The following is a 14153-nucleotide window of genomic DNA, read 5'->3' as shown; positions in this document are numbered from 1 at the left end:
GGATGCCGTGCCTGCGCAGAATCTTCTGGATGATCTGCGGTATCGTGAGGTGCTGATAGACCTCCGTGTTCGTGACAGCCTGGAGCCGTCCGAAATGCGATTTCAGGACGATTTCGTACCTGACATAGTCCTTCGTGTTCTGCACCGTCGAGAAGCGTTCGATGTACCCGGAAAACTTCTTCACGGCGCCATCGTCGGCCACCACGGGAAAGCAGGCGTCAAGGTTCAGATAGTCGGCGCGTGCAAGCTGTAGCGGGTGGGTCAACTCGATACGTACTTCGGTCGGTGCGCCCATCTTTTCGGTCGCCTTGAATGACACGACCGACAGCGCCGCCGCACTTGACGTGCCGGGCACTTCGAGAAAATACGCCTGGCGTCCCGCGACGCCCTGACGCAATAGATCAAACTCTGCCACTCCCTGCTCCCCGAGAAAGAACCAGCGACGCAGCGTTAGCTGCCAAACCAGATAACTGAACATTTAAAACCCGTCAGGTCAACGGGATTAATATGGGATAGGCACGTTCTGACAATTCTTGAAGAAAATCCAGCTGGGACGAATCCAAAATCGTCGATAGGCCTGAGCGTGAAGTATGTTGCCAAGATTGGGGCTTGGTCGTGTAGCGCCTCTCCGGCTTGGATGCAAGCATATGAATCAGTCGCACGCTCCTTCGACGATCGCGTGCTTCTTGTCACACTTCAGTACGTGCTCGAGCGTCGAAATGTTCGAAACGGTATTCTTGTTGTCGAGACACGTCAGCTTCAAGCCGCGCTTATTTGCTTCAGAACTCACCAGCAGCGTCCGGGTCGTGATTCCTTCGTCTTCGCCGCCTTCAGTTGTCTCTGATATCTCGTATCGATAATTCGCGTTGTTGAATCCCACCACGAACGTACTTAGATCGGGGCGGGAATATTCGTCGTAGCCGAACTGCGCCTGCGAATTCTCAAGACTCTTTGGGAACGTCAGTTCGACTTTGTTCGGCAGACCGTAGCGGTATTGCAAAAATCCCATCCCGTCGGCTAGGTGATTCGACGAGCACATGGAGACTATTTTGTGATTTTCCTTGAGTTCGCAGTTGAACACAGTCGTTTCGCTCGCACTGCACAGCCCGGCGGCATGAGCCTCATCCATCGCCGCGAGCGAGGCCAGCATGAACGCGATTCTGTACTTCAGCATTGATTACCTCGATTACTTATCATGGTCGTTGTCAAAGGTGTCGGTCCAGTACATATCCTCGGCAAGAAAGCCGGTTGAGTCCTTGCTCAATCGTCCTGCGCGAGTGATTTCCTCGCCTGCCAAGTTCACCCTTAACGTTGCCCTTATGGGTCGTCTGATAGTCCTTGATTTCGCTCTTCGAGATCGAAACGACCGCAGCTTTTTCATCAGTCTCCGATTCGAACGGCACCTTCAAACCCTTCTTCTTTGCCGCTTCGAGCAGCAATTGTGGATTTGCTCCACGCACCGCACACGCCACCGCGAAGGCGATACCGAGTCCAGAATGAACGTTGTTAGTCTTGCAAAAAGGCAAGGTGGGATTTAGGTAATTTTCGACGGCATAGATCAATTGCGCCTCTTGGAAGTCGGCCACCTGTGCAGCATCCTTGAAGCGCTTGTTCCACGTACCTTCCCACAGGTCCTGCTTCATACCACCGACGGTCACGGCGATCGGTTGAACTCGCTTACCTCGAATCTCACCACTTACCGGCAGCTTGTTCACGGACGCCTTCGCTTTGATATCTGTTCCCTCCTTGGTCTTCGCGATCGCATGCCAGTGATCGAGGCCGGACAAGTAATCGACACCGGACAATGGCATCCCGGCAGTCGTCAGCGTTAGTAGTTCCTGCCAGTTGTCGCCGAATACGTCGACAAATTTTTGGTGATTCTTTTCATCACACCTCCGCAGCACACCACCAAGCGCGCCGCCATCTTGCGTGAACTGGATCACACCATATGACAGGCCGATATGGACAATACGCGAATAGCTAGTTTCGATGCCCTTGTGTCCATCTTTACGTCCGACAAACTCTTCATCGGTGTTCTCCGCGCCGAATGGATCATTTCCGCTTTCGCACATTGCCACGGCCGCAATTATCTTGAGTCGTTCGTTTCGATCCAGAACGGCACCCTTAAATTCGATGATATGCGGCTTCTTGTTCAGCCCGTTGATCAGTATTTGATGATCGTTGCTGTCATTCTTGTTTTTTCTTCTTTGGGGGCGGATTCTGGCCGCCTGTTGGGGATACGGCAGGAATAGCACTCTCTGGCGCGGGCTGATTCCCCGACTTTGGTTCAGCCTTCGGTGTTAGTGGGACGTTATCGTGGTGTTGCACCTCGGTCTCTTCGCCGGCCTTCCTGAGCTTTTCAATCAACTCGTCGGCGAGGGTAACTTTGCAGACGTATCCAGACTCGTACGAGAACGATGAGCCGGACAGATCATCGTCAGCGTTCCCGGTGTCGGGTGTCACGTGCTGTCGGGTGAACGGCGGAAACGCATCGCTGCGCTCCGATAACCTCTCTTGGTCCTGAAGTCCCGTTCGTTCGATCATATGTTTTTCCCGCTAAGCTTTTTCAGAATTTCGACACGCAGGACATCGGCCTCGTCACTGATAGCCAGATGGGCGACTCCGTCCTGGTCGGTCTTGCCATCCAGGGTCTGGCCGCTTTTCAAATGAACGCGAAAGGGCCGGTCAGGGATCGAGTTTCCGCGATCGTCCACCACCCAGACGGGGCGGTCAAAAAGGTGTTGAATAGACTTTGGCAACGGCGGCACGGATATCTTCATCGACTCCTTGACCTTCTTCTGGACCGTAATTGTCTTGAGGAACACGTCAAATGGGCCACCGAGCGTAATGCTGCCGTCCTTGATCCGGATGAACGCACCACCGCATTCGAGGATGATTTCCTTTGCCGCCGCAAGGTTGACCTTTCCGTTGACGCTGGCAAGGTTGACATCTTTGTCCGCGATGAACGACATCGGCCCACCCTGGGCCTGAATCTCGACGGGGCCTTTGGCCGCAAAAATCTTGATCCCAAGCTTCTGCGCGAACATCGACACTAAGTCGCCCGCTGCGACCGTGAAGCGCTTTGCAACGCTCCAGTCGGCGTTCTTCCTGGCCACGGTGTTGATGCTGTCCTGCGCCGAAAGCTGCACGCCACCGCCCGCGACGGCGCAATGGCGCGGATGCTTTCAAACGGGGTGACCTGCCGGTGAGCGGTTTCGAGCGCCGCATCGGCCGCTGCTTTGAGTATTGAGTTTTGTTCGGCGAGCCGGGTATTGCTTTCGACCAGTTCTGCCTGTGTGGGAGATGTCGGGACTTCGTTGTTCTTCGTGGCGCGTCCTGTTCCTGTCGGTGGAAAAGACCCGCGACCGCCACAAAAGGAGGTAGGGGGCGGGCACAGTGACGAGGGTGAGAGACCGGGCTAAACCAACCGGTGAGCCTCGCGGCTCCCCCACCACGGGCCGCCCTTTCGAAAAAAAGGACGCGCAGAGGCAATCCAGGCAATTTGAGGGAGACGCTTGCCCGTCCTCCAGCCAAGCAGACACATGTGTCGAGATGAACCCATGCCACCTCAAGGGATCACCAACGTCGACGTGCGACTGACCAGTCCGCACCTGCAAGCCACGCTAACCAGGCCGCGAGTTGACGGATTGATGTCATGCTCGGCACAGCAATGCGTCACCGGCGACAATTAACCTGTCAAACCATTTAGTTTTCCTCTGAATTGCACGTTACCGATTGGCTCGCGAAGTGATCTTCCGCGCACCGGCCGCGCCGGTCTGGTTCACACAAACGCAGTGTGACGAGGACCCCATCGATCAGCGTCAGTTTGGCGCGAACGCAGATCTCTCGCGACGCGTGCGAAGCGCCAGGGCGACCCTGCCTCACCGAATGCGAGCCGCCAGCCCTCATCCAAAGCCCATCCCAGCCCCACTACGCACCCCGTCTCCCCCATCCGTCCCAGTGATAAACTCCCACTGACCCCTTCTCGTCCCCATCCTATGAAATTCTGTTCTGTCTGCGGTCAAGGCGTCAGTCTGAGCATTCCGCCGGGCGACAACCGCGAGCGCTTCGTATGCGGCAGTTGTGGCACGGTGCACTATCAGAATCCGCGCAACGTCGTCGGCACCGTCCCGGTATGGGACGACAAGGTGCTGCTGTGCCGTCGCGCGATCGAGCCGCGCTACGGCTACTGGACGCTGCCCGCAGGGTTCATGGAAATGGGTGAGACGACTGCCGAGGCCGCGTCGCGCGAAACGCTGGAAGAAGCCGGCGCGCGCGTCGAGGTGCAAAACCTCTTCTCGCTGCTGAACGTGCCGCACGTGCATCAGGTGCATCTGTTCTACATGGCACGGCTGCTCGATCTCGACGTCGCCGCCGGCGAGGAAAGTCTCGAAGTCAAGCTCTTCGAGGAACACGAGATTCCGTGGGACGAGATCGCCTTCCCCACCGTCGGACAGACGCTGCGCTTCTTTTTCGCCGACCGCGCCGCCGGCAGCTTCGGCCTGCACACGGGCGACATTTTCCGCTCGCTGCGCGAAGGCTGAGCGGCGCGCATGGTTCCCTGGCTCGGAACTGACGATCCGTTCCCACCCGTCGAGCGGGCGCTCGGCGCGGCCAGCGGCGCGCCCGGCCTGCTCGCGGCGAGCGGCGACCTGCTGCCGTCACGGCTGATCGACGCCTATCGGCGTGGCATCTTTCCGTGGTATTCGGATGGCCAGCCGGTGCTGTGGTGGAGTCCAGATCCACGCATGATCCTGCGCCCCGCGGAATTCAAACTGTCGCCGTCGCTGCGCAAGACGCTCAAGCGCGTGCTGCGCGACGATGCCTGGGAAATCCGCGTCGACCATGACTTCGCCGCCGTGATGCGCGCGTGCGCACAAGCGCCGCGACGCGGACAGCGCGGCACCTGGATCACCGCGGACGTCGTCGAAGCATATTCGTCGCTGCATCGGCTGGGCGATGCGCATAGCATCGAAAGCTGGTTCGAGGGCGAGCGCGTAGGCGGTTTGTATGGCGTGTCGTTCGGCAAGATGTTCTTCGGCGAATCGATGTTCGCGCACGCCACCGACGCGTCGAAAATCGCGCTGGCCGCGCTGGTCGGCCACTTGCGCCGCCACAAAATAGAAATGATAGACTGCCAGCAGAACACGTCGCATCTGGCGTCGCTGGGCGGTCGCGAGATAGCGCGCAAGGCGTTCATCGCGCATGTTCGCGCGTCGGTCGACGCACCGCCTATTTCATGGCGCTTCGACAAGACCGCGTTGCTCGAGGTGCTCGCGCGAGCGGCGTAGGAAGAATCAGGCCGAATCCGGATCCGCCGCCCACCGAACCGCGGGTCACGAGCCGCAAGGCGCGCCGGGTTCGCATTACCAGAGACGCTTCGAGAGCTGCCAACGTGACTCATCCCAACGAGCTGCCTCTTTCTCCGCTTTCGGCGCTGCAATTTTATGCAACGGCGCCCTATCCCTGCAGTTACCTGAACGGCCGGATCGCCCGCTCGCAAGTCGCCACACCCAGCCACCTGATCAACTCCGACGTCTACACCGACCTCGTCAAGGCGGGCTTCCGGCGCTCGGGCGTGTTCACGTACCGCCCCTATTGCGACGGCTGCCGCGCGTGCGTGCCGGTGCGCGTGCCGGTCGACCAGTTCGAGCCGAACCGCACCCAGCGGCGCGTGTGGAAGAAACACGGCGAACTGATTGCCACCGTCGCGCCGCTCCACTACGACGAAGAGCACTACGCGCTCTACATGCGCTATCAATCGGCGCGGCATGCGGGCGGCGGCATGGACCGCGACAGCCGCGACCAGTACGAACAGTTCCTGTTGCAGAGCCGGATCAATTCACGCCTCGTCGAATTCCGCGAACCGTTGCCGGACCGGCCGGACGTGCCCGGCATCCTGCGCATGATCAGCATGATCGACATCCTCGGCGACGGGCTATCGTCCGTGTACACGTTCTTCGAACCCGGGCTCGCGCACACCAGTTTCGGCACCTACAACATCTACTGGCAGATCGAACAGGCGCGCAGCCTGAAACTGCCGTACGTGTATCTGGGCTACTGGATTCGCGAGAGTCCGAAGATGGCGTACAAGGCGAATTTCCGCCCGCTCGAAGGGTTGATCGACGGCGCGTGGCAGGTGCTCGATCCCGCGAGCGTGGACCTGCCGCCGGTCGACCTGCCGATTCGTGGCAACCGTGGGCCACTCAGGCCGTAGGCGCAGCGCGGAGAGCGCCCCCTGCGCCGACGCGCGGTTTTCATTCCCACGCCCGGCGCAGGCGCTTCCGAATCCTTCGATCAATCTCACCAACGTACCAAAGCCGGTAAAATAGCGGGTTCCCATTTTCCGGCCGCCCGGCTTCGTCCCGTGTTCAGTTCCCTCTACCCGCTTGTACGCGCCCAACTCTTTCGCATGGACGCGGAAGACGCTCACCACCTGACCTTGCGGATGCTCGGCGCCGCCGGCCGCACCGGCCTCGCCGGCATGTTCGCGCCGCACGTGCCGGACGCGCCGCGCACCGTGATGGGGCTGACGTTCCGCAACCCGGTCGGGCTCGCGGCGGGGCTGGACAAGGACGGCGCGTGCATCGACGGACTGGCCGCGCTCGGCTTCGGCTTCATCGAAGTGGGCACCGTGACGCCGCGTGCGCAGCCGGGCAATCCGCGCCCGCGCATGTTCCGTCTGCCGGAGGCGAAGGCGGTGATCAACCGGATGGGCTTCAACAACGCGGGGGTCGACCAGTTCGTGAAGAACGTGCAGGCGGCCCGCTATCGCGGCATTCTCGGGCTGAACATCGGCAAGAACGCCGACACGCCGATCGAGCGTGCGGCCGAAGACTACCTGTACTGCCTCGAACGCGTGTACCCGTTCGCGAGCTACGTGACGGTCAACATCTCGTCGCCGAACACGAAGAATCTCCGCCAGCTGCAAGGCGCCGGCGAACTCGACGCGCTGCTCGCGGCGCTCAAGGACAAGCAGCAGCGTCTGGCCGACCTGCATGGCAAGCTGGTGCCGCTCGCGCTGAAAATCGCGCCGGACCTCGACGACGAACAGATCAAGTCGATCGCCGAGACGCTGTTGCGCCATCAATTCGAAGGCGTGATCGCCACCAACACCACGCTGTCGCGCACCGCCGTCGCCGGCATGCAGCACGGCGACGAAGCCGGCGGCCTGTCGGGCAAGCCGGTGTTCGACGCGTCGAACGAAGTGATCCGCAAGCTACGCGCCGAAGTCGGCGAAACGGTGCCGATCATTGGCGTCGGCGGCATTTTCTCGGGCGAGGATGCGCGCGCGAAGCTGGCGGCCGGGGCGTCGCTGGTGCAGCTCTACACGGGTTTTATCTACCGCGGACCGGCGCTGGTGGCAGAATGCGCGCAGGCGCTGCGATAAGCCGCGGACCCGCTGGCGCGCTGCGCCGGCATCCGCGAGTGGCCCCGCGTGGTCAATTTCCCCTGCTGCCGGCGCCGATAATATAGACATAAACAAACGATATTTAGGTTCGATAGCCTGTTTTGCTAAGCTCTCGTCCGTTAAAACGCCAGACGAACAACAAGGAACACGATGAAATTTGGCCTGCTGAAAAAGCTTCTCGTCGCCGGTCTGATCGGCGCGTCGTTCACCGCCGTCGCCGCGCACGCGGAAGACCTGCTCGACCAGGTCAAGCAGCGCGGCACGCTGCGCATCGGCCTGGAAGGCACCTTCCCGCCGTTCAATTCGAAGGCGCCGTCGGGCGAGCTGGTCGGCTACGACGTCGACATCGCCAAGGCCGTCGCGGCCAAACTCGGCGTGAAGCCGGAGTTCGTGACGACCGAATGGAGCGGCATCATCGCCGGCCTGCAGGCGGGCAAGTTCGATGTGATCGTCAACCAGGTCGGCATCACCGACGCGCGCAAGCAGGCGCTCGACTTCTCGCCGGCCTACACCTACTCGGCCGCGCAACTGATCCAGCGCAAGGACGACTCGCGCCAGTTCAGTTCGCTCGAGGATCTGAAGGGCAAGAAGCTCGGCGTCGGTCTGGGCACCAACTACATGGACATGGCGAAGTCGGTGCCGGGCATCGACGTGAAGACGTATCCGGGCGCGCCCGAATACCTGCGCGATCTCGCCGCCGGGCGCCTCGACGCGGCGCTCAACGACCGCCTGATGCTTGCGTACCTGCTGAAGAACTCGCAGTTGCCGCTGCGCACCGGCGCGATGGTCGGCACCGGCAACCCGTCGGGCATTCCGTTCAGGAAGGGCAATCCGAACTTCGCCAAGGCGATCGACGACGCGATGGCCCAGCTCGAAGCGGACGGCACGTTCTCGAAGATTTCGGACAAGTGGTTCGGCATCGACGTCAGCAAGCCGATCAAGTAAGACGCGCAGGATGAAACGAAGGGCGGCATCGTCGGCGATGCCGCCCTTCGTGTTTTTGCGGCGTTGGGTGGGAGTTGGTCGGGCGCCGCCGGTTGCACTGCGCCCGGTGCCCGATGACTCCCCGACGCCCGCACGCTCATTTCACCGCACGCAGTCGCGCCATACCGCCCGCCAAAGTTTATGATGTGCGCTTTGTGCGCCAACCAGACCAACGCTCATGTCCACCACTTCCCTGCTCGTCCAATCGCTTCCTGTGCTCGCACAGGGTGCCGTCCTGACGGTCAAGTTCGCGGTTCTGTCGATGATCTTCGGCCTGATCGCCGGTGCCGTGCTCGCGTTGATGAGCATCAGCCACAGTCGTCCGCTGAACTGGATCGCGCGCATTTACGTGAGCGTGATGCGCGGCACGCCGCTGCTGGTGCAGATCTTCGTGATCTACTACGGCCTGCCGAGCTTCGGCATCTCGCTCGATCCCACGCCGGCCGGCGTGATCGCGTTGTCGGCGAACGTCGCGGCGTATCTGTCGGAGAGCATGCGCGGCGCGATTCTCGGGATTCCCCCGGGCCAGTGGCTGGCCGCCTATAGCCTCGGTCTCTCGCGCCGCCAGACGCTGCGCTACGTGGTCGCGCCGCAGGCGTTGCGCATCGCCGTGCCGAGCCTGTCGAACAGCCTGATCAGCCTGATCAAGGACACCTCGCTGGTGTCGGTGATCACGGTGACCGAGCTGCTGCGCAGCGCGCAGGAAATCATTGCGTCGACCTATCAGCCGCTGCCGCTCTATCTGGCCGCGGCTGCGGTGTACTGGGTGCTGTGCCAGGTGCTCGAATGGGCGCAGCGCTGGTACGAACGGCGCCTCGCGCTGCCGTCGCGTCATTGAGTACGACAGGGCCCCCCGAGCGCCCCTAGCAGCTCGCGGTGCCTAACGGCCGGCGAGCAATGCCGCATCCAGCGGCGCGCCGAAGCGCTCGAAACGCGGCTCGTCATGGTGTTCCGGATCGAGCGAGTACGCGACGCGCCGCGTGCGGCCCATCAACTCCTTGCGTGGAAAGAAGCCGAAGTAGCGTGAATCGGCGCTGTCGTCGCGATTGTCGCCGAGCATCAGATACTCGCCTTGAGGCACGACGACCGGCCCGAACGAATCACGCGGGCTGGGCGCGTCCGGCGCGAGCCGCACCGAATGCACGACGCCGTCGAAGCGCTCGGTCAGATAGTCGCCGCGAGACACCGCGTCGCCCGGCAGCGGCGCGCGTTGCTGCGGCTGGTAAGCGGCGCGCACACCGTTCACATACAGCACGTTGTCGCGCATCGCCACGCTGTCGCCGGGCAAGCCAATCAGGCGCTTCACGATCAGCTCGTGCGCGGCCGACGAATCGATCGTCACGATGTCGCCGCGCCTCGGATCATGCAGATGCGCGATCGCGATATGCGTGAGCGGGATGCGCAGATCGTAGGCCATCTTGTCGACGAAGATGCGGTCGCCTTCGCGGATCGTCGGCAGCATCGATCCGCTCGGCACGACGTTCCAGTCGGCCACGGCACTGCGAAACAGCACCATCAGGAAAAGAAACGCGACGAGGCTCTTATTGTCGCGCCACAGTTTTTTGAGCATGCGCATGACGGGCGGCTCCGGTGGAAAAGTTCAGAAGCGGCGGGCGGGCGCTGCGTTTTCACGTCCACACTCACGTTCGCATTCGCGGGCCCGCGCAAATCGTACCACCGCGCCTCGCCGCTCCGCAGGTGCCGCCGTTTCTCACTCGCCCGTGAACTTAAGCCCCAACGCCGCGCGCGCCGCATCGGCCATCGCGATCATCTGCAAGGACTTGCTGTGCGGCATCAGCGGGCTCTCCAACCGTCCCGCGCGAATCAGTTCGCAGAAGTGCGCGGTCTCGTAGTTCAGGCCGCCGCCCGCGAACGGCTCGTCGAGTTCGACCATGCGCCCATCGGCGTAACGGATCGTGGCGCGCGATGGATTCCACCACGGTTCGTGGATCGTCACATGGCCGCCTTTGGCCATCAGCAATGCATCGCCTTTGCCATGCAGATCGAGCCCGCAAAAAAGCTGCGCAATGCCGCGCTCGTGCTGGCTGTTCAGACTCGCGAACGTATCGACGCCGGTCGCCCCGAGCCGTCCCAGCGTCTGCACTTCGCGAGGCGCGCCGAGCCAGTCCACCGCGAGGAACATCTCGTAGATGCCGATATCGAGCAGCGCGCCGCCCGCATGTTCGAACGATAGCGACGGGTGATCGTCCGGCACGCCAGGCACCGAACAACCCGCGCGCACGAGACCCACGTCGCCGATCGGGTCGGCCGCGAGATGCTCGCGCAATTTTTTGTAGAGCGGATAGAACGGCGGCTTCATCGCTTCCATGAAGAGCCGTTGCGCGGCACGCGCGGCGTCGAGCACGCGCTCGAGTTGCGGCCGGTTGATCGTGGCCGGCTTTTCGCACAACACGTGCAAGCCGGCTTGCAGCGCGGCGATCGCATAGTCGGCATGACTGTCCTGGACGGTGGCGATGTAGAGCGCGTCGATTCCGCTCTTGAGCAGTGTGTCGAAACTGGCGCACGCCTCGCCGCCGAATTCTTCGGCAAAGGCCTGCGCCGGTTCCGCGCGGCGCGACCACAGCGCGGCGAGCCGCGCTTGCGGCACATGGGCGAGGCCCTGGGCAAAGCGACGGGCGATCCGGCCCGCGCCGACGATCCCCCAGCGAATCACGTCGCCCGGGGGTGTTTCCTGCGTTGCGATTGTCATCGTTTCTTCGAATCCATGCGGTTCAGACGAGGCGCTATTGTCGCGCATGCCGAACGTAGACGCGAACCGGGGCTTGCGTCTTTCTTCAGGCGCTCTCTCGCACGAGAAACGATTATTGGCAGGCCGCCTGCGCGGCTGCGTTCAGACGCGCGTGGGCGGTTCCGCTGAAAATTTGCCGCCGACTTCTTCGGCCGAGTAGTTGATCATCGCCAGCGCTGCGATTTCCGCTTCTTTCGGGTCGCGCCGTTCGATCGCTTCGAGCACGCGTTGATGAGAACTCACCGCCGTCTCCCACAAGCCGTTCTTGTCGGTGACGAGGGGGTTGACGGTCGACAGCGCACCGCGAACGATCGCCGCCATCTGTTTGAAGAACTGATTGCCGCTCGCCACCACGATGCGGGTGTGGAACAACTCGTCGGCTTCCTGATAGCCCGGCTCGACCGGACGGATCACGCGAAACGCGTCGAACGCCTCGCGGATCGCGGCGATGTCGGCGGCACTGCCGCGCGCGGCCGCCTGCGCGGACGCGCGCGGCTCGATCAGCATGCGGAATTCGATCACGTCGCGCAGGAACAGGGGATCGGGCTTCGCGCGAAAACGCCAGTTCACGACGTCCTCGTCGATCATGCGCCAGTCGCTCATCGGCCGGATACGCGTGCCGATCTTCGGCCGCACGTCCAGCATATCGCGCGCGAGCAGCATCGACAGCGCCTCGCGCATCACGGTGCGGCTGACGTTGAACTCTTTGGACAGCACGTCCTGCGGTGGCAGTATCGCGCCGTACTTCTCCTCGACGATGCCGGTGACGAGCCCATCCATTACTTTGCTCACCAGCGATCGCTCTTTGTTTGTGTTTTCCATGACCTCTCCCCGAAGCGGTGTTTTCCCCGCGTTGCCTGTTGATCGAGCGGCCCTTGCGTGTCGTTTTTTTTGCGCGACTATGCATTCACGATACGTTGCTAGCTTCAAAACAGTTGCGCCAGTTGGGACACTTCCTGACAGGGTTATCCCTCTGAAGATTTGTTTCTTCTGTGTAACGCTCGACGTTTTAAAGGGCCTTATGCTTGCGTCTCAAGCGTGCCTGCGTTGCCGATTCTGCATAGTGCGAATACGCACGTAGCGCAATGAAATTGTCTGATTTGGAGGCGCTTTCGGTTGCACACTGGCGGAATACGCCAGGCGATAGAAGACATCCCGGAGTGATGGCGCGCCTGCGCTGTATATCGCTGCATATCCCGGAGCATCGCGACCTGCCGCCGACGAGCCCCCGGGCCCGCCCTCTGAGCGCCGCTTGGCGCAGAGCGGCGTTGCCGGCTTCACCGCCGGCCTGATCGCGGCCGTATTGATCGTCGAAGCGCACGATGTCGTCTTCGCCGAGATAGCCGCCCGGCTGCACCTCGATCACTTCGAGCGGTGTCTTGCCGGCGTTCTCGAACCGGTGCGTGACGCCGAGTGGAATCAAGGTCGACTGATTCTCCGCGAGCAGGAAGCGCTCCTCACCACGCGTGACGAGCGCCGTGCCGCGCATCACGTTCCAGTGTTCGGAGCGATGATGATGCATCGGCAACGATAGACGCTCGCCGGGCTTCACGACGAGGCGCTTCACCTGGAAACACTCGCCGCGTTCGAGCGAATCGTAAAAGCCCCGCGGTTGCCCGACCTTGCAATGCTCGTGCACTTAGGCGCCGCGCTCCGCCCTCAGCCGGCCCACGATCGCCTTGACGTCCTGCACGCGATCCTTCGCGGCGACCGGCACCGAGTCGGCGGTCTCGACCACCACCACGCCGACACATGCGACGCGCCGCCCCTCCGAATGCGCGAAGCTATCAGTTGCGCCGTCGAACACCACGCGGCCACGCGCGACGTTGCGGGCGCCATCCTTGATGGACGCGTCCCACTCCGAGTCCCACGCACCCACGTCCGATCAGCCCGCGGTCAGCGGCACCGTCACGCCGACCAGACGTGCGTCGGTCGCCATGCGCTCCATCACCGCGTGGTCGATCGAATCGGACGGACACGCGGCGAACGCATCGCGCGCGAGATGCAGCGCGCCGTCGCTGTCCTCCGTGGCATGCCTGAATGCGTCCGCGCACGCCGCCGCGATCACGGGACGGCACAGCCCGATCGCCGACAGCCACACCGACGCGCGCACCACGAACATGCCGCTGTTCCACCAGTACTCGCCGGAAGCGATATAACGTTCTGCGAGTTCGGCATCGGGCTTCTCGACGAAGCGTACGATCGCGCGTGCGCCCTGCGTGCCGAGCGCCATGCCCGTGCGGATATAGCCATACGCGGTTGCCGCGCGCCGCGGCGGCACGCCGAAGCTGACGATCGCGCCACGCGCCGCATGCGTGAGCGCCTCGGCCAGCGCGACGCCGAAGGCCGCATGATCGGCGATCAGATGATCGGCCGGCACCGCAACGATGATCGGATCGTCGCCGGGGGCGGCCGCCGCGCGCGCGGCGAGCGCGGCCACGGTGAGTGCGGGGGCGGTGTTGCGCGGCTGCGGTTCGAGCACCATGCGCGCCTGGCGTCCGCTCTGTTCGAGGTGCTCGCGCGTTTGCAGCCGCAGCTCTTCGCAGCAGACCACCAGCGGCGCGGCTGTCGCGAGCGGATCAGTCGGCGGCATGCTGTGCGCCGCCACGACGAACGCGTCTTCGAGGCGGCCCAGCGTCGCTTCGAGCAGCGATTCGTCGTTCATCAGGCCGATCAGCTGCATCGGACTACGCTCACGCGATAACGGCCAGAGCCGCGTGCCCGCTCCACCCGCGAGAATCGCCGGCTGCACGGACAAACGCGCAAACGTCTGCGTGACACCCGCGCCCAAGCTCAAGCCGAGCGAATTGCCTGGTTCTACGATGCGATTCATCAGAGCTTCCCGTGACTGTTCGGTGTGGTCTCGTTGGCCATCCCCATTGGTCGTTTTGTGTTTGATATGGGTGATGCTATGCCTGCGGTCCCGCTCGCCTCCCTCGTCCATATCCTCCCGCCCATCAGCCGCGGCGTTACACGGCCCACGGTTCGTGAGGAATGCTCACGCGCACC

The 14153-nt window shown here is 62.5% G+C and carries 13 protein-coding genes and 2 pseudogenes; 6 read left to right on the top strand and 9 right to left on the bottom strand.

Features of this window, described 5'->3' with window-relative positions; all coding sequences use genetic code 11:
• From P0D89_RS36770 to P0D89_RS36750, 5 genes and pseudogenes are all read right to left on the bottom strand, one after another.
• The coding region (locus P0D89_RS36770) for a contractile injection system protein, VgrG/Pvc8 family (protein ID WP_408377990.1) at positions 1 to 355 on the bottom strand (355 nt) is incomplete at its 3' end.
• A gap of 297 nt (positions 356 to 652) precedes the next feature.
• Positions 653 to 1150, bottom strand: a complete 498-nt coding sequence (locus P0D89_RS36765; protein ID WP_408365705.1) for a hypothetical protein — start codon at positions 1148 to 1150, stop codon at positions 653 to 655.
• 55 nt (positions 1151 to 1205) lie between these two features.
• On the bottom strand, positions 1206 to 2255 hold the full coding sequence (locus tag P0D89_RS36760) for a lysozyme family protein (RefSeq protein WP_408365707.1): 1050 nt from the start codon (positions 2253 to 2255) through the stop codon (positions 1206 to 1208).
• On the bottom strand, positions 2188 to 2544 hold the full coding sequence (locus P0D89_RS36755) for a hypothetical protein (protein WP_408365709.1): 357 nt from the start codon (positions 2542 to 2544) through the stop codon (positions 2188 to 2190). The genes P0D89_RS36760 and P0D89_RS36755 overlap by 68 nt, the downstream gene beginning before the upstream one ends.
• Positions 2541 to 3164 (bottom strand): annotated as a pseudogene (locus P0D89_RS36750) (DUF2345 domain-containing protein); the annotation flags it as partial. The gene P0D89_RS36755 and the pseudogene P0D89_RS36750, both read right to left, overlap by 4 nt.
• An 834-nt stretch (positions 3165 to 3998) precedes the next feature.
• Between P0D89_RS36750 and P0D89_RS36745 the strand changes: the two are divergent.
• The 6 genes from P0D89_RS36745 (at position 3999) to P0D89_RS36720 (ending at position 9233) form a co-directional block, all read left to right on the top strand.
• Complete coding sequence (locus P0D89_RS36745; RefSeq protein WP_408365711.1) at positions 3999 to 4544, top strand: NUDIX hydrolase; 546 nt, start codon at positions 3999 to 4001, stop codon at positions 4542 to 4544.
• 9 nt (positions 4545 to 4553) lie between these two features.
• Positions 4554 to 5291, top strand: coding sequence for a leucyl/phenylalanyl-tRNA--protein transferase (gene aat, locus P0D89_RS36740; protein WP_408365713.1), 738 nt, complete (start codon positions 4554 to 4556; stop codon positions 5289 to 5291).
• A gap of 104 nt (positions 5292 to 5395) precedes the next feature.
• On the top strand, positions 5396 to 6217 hold the full coding sequence (locus P0D89_RS36735; protein WP_408365715.1) for an arginyltransferase: 822 nt from the start codon (positions 5396 to 5398) through the stop codon (positions 6215 to 6217).
• A gap of 150 nt (positions 6218 to 6367) precedes the next feature.
• Positions 6368 to 7390: a quinone-dependent dihydroorotate dehydrogenase gene (locus tag P0D89_RS36730; RefSeq protein ID WP_408365717.1), complete on the top strand. Its 1023-nt coding sequence runs from the start codon at positions 6368 to 6370 to the stop codon at positions 7388 to 7390.
• Positions 7391 to 7561: 171 nt separating this feature from the next.
• Positions 7562 to 8356 carry a cystine ABC transporter substrate-binding protein gene (locus tag P0D89_RS36725; RefSeq protein WP_408365719.1) on the top strand — a complete coding sequence of 265 codons (795 nt, stop codon included), beginning with the start codon at positions 7562 to 7564 and terminating at the stop codon, positions 8354 to 8356.
• Positions 8357 to 8573: 217 nt separating this feature from the next.
• Positions 8574 to 9233, top strand: a complete 660-nt coding sequence (locus P0D89_RS36720; RefSeq protein ID WP_408365721.1) for an amino acid ABC transporter permease — start codon at positions 8574 to 8576, stop codon at positions 9231 to 9233.
• Positions 9234 to 9275: 42 nt separating this feature from the next.
• Here P0D89_RS36720 and lepB read toward each other — a convergent pair whose 3' ends face one another.
• The 4 genes and pseudogenes from lepB to P0D89_RS36700 all read right to left on the bottom strand — a co-directional run.
• Complete coding sequence (gene lepB / locus P0D89_RS36715; protein ID WP_408365723.1) at positions 9276 to 9971, bottom strand: signal peptidase I; 696 nt, start codon at positions 9969 to 9971, stop codon at positions 9276 to 9278.
• Between the two features lie 135 nt (positions 9972 to 10106).
• Positions 10107 to 11105 (bottom strand): Gfo/Idh/MocA family protein, encoded by a 999-nt coding sequence (locus tag P0D89_RS36710; RefSeq protein ID WP_408365725.1) that lies wholly within the window; start codon positions 11103 to 11105, stop codon positions 10107 to 10109.
• Positions 11106 to 11246: 141 nt separating this feature from the next.
• A complete protein-coding gene (locus tag P0D89_RS36705) occupies positions 11247 to 11966 on the bottom strand; it encodes a FadR/GntR family transcriptional regulator (RefSeq protein WP_408365727.1) in 720 nt (239 codons plus the stop codon).
• Between the two features lie 472 nt (positions 11967 to 12438).
• A pseudogene (locus P0D89_RS36700) lies at positions 12439 to 13977 on the bottom strand (mannose-1-phosphate guanylyltransferase/mannose-6-phosphate isomerase); the annotation flags it as partial.
• Positions 13978 to 14153 lie beyond the last annotated feature (176 nt).

The sequence above is a fragment of the Paraburkholderia sp. RL18-085-BIA-A genome (assembly GCF_046027075.1).
Lineage (GTDB): Bacteria > Pseudomonadota > Gammaproteobacteria > Burkholderiales > Burkholderiaceae > Paraburkholderia.
This window is presented reverse-complemented; position numbering and strand designations above follow the sequence as displayed.

Excerpts from the sequence above, each read along its gene's own strand:
- P0D89_RS36765 (WP_408365705.1), bottom strand. The coding sequence starts at position 1,150 with ATGCTGGCCTCGCTCGCGGCGATGGATGAGGCTCATGCCGCCGGGCTG.
- P0D89_RS36755 (WP_408365709.1), bottom strand. The coding sequence starts at position 2,544 with ATGATCGAACGAACGGGACTTCAGGACCAAGAGAGGTTATCGGAGCGC.
- P0D89_RS36745 (WP_408365711.1), top strand. The coding sequence starts at position 3,999 with ATGAAATTCTGTTCTGTCTGCGGTCAAGGCGTCAGTCTGAGCATTCCG.
- aat (WP_408365713.1), top strand. The coding sequence starts at position 4,554 with ATGGTTCCCTGGCTCGGAACTGACGATCCGTTCCCACCCGTCGAGCGG.
- P0D89_RS36725 (WP_408365719.1), top strand. The coding sequence starts at position 7,562 with ATGAAATTTGGCCTGCTGAAAAAGCTTCTCGTCGCCGGTCTGATCGGC.
- P0D89_RS36720 (WP_408365721.1), top strand. The coding sequence starts at position 8,574 with ATGTCCACCACTTCCCTGCTCGTCCAATCGCTTCCTGTGCTCGCACAG.
- lepB (WP_408365723.1), bottom strand. The coding sequence starts at position 9,971 with ATGCGCATGCTCAAAAAACTGTGGCGCGACAATAAGAGCCTCGTCGCG.
- P0D89_RS36710 (WP_408365725.1), bottom strand. The coding sequence starts at position 11,105 with ATGACAATCGCAACGCAGGAAACACCCCCGGGCGACGTGATTCGCTGG.
- P0D89_RS36705 (WP_408365727.1), bottom strand. The coding sequence starts at position 11,966 with ATGGAAAACACAAACAAAGAGCGATCGCTGGTGAGCAAAGTAATGGAT.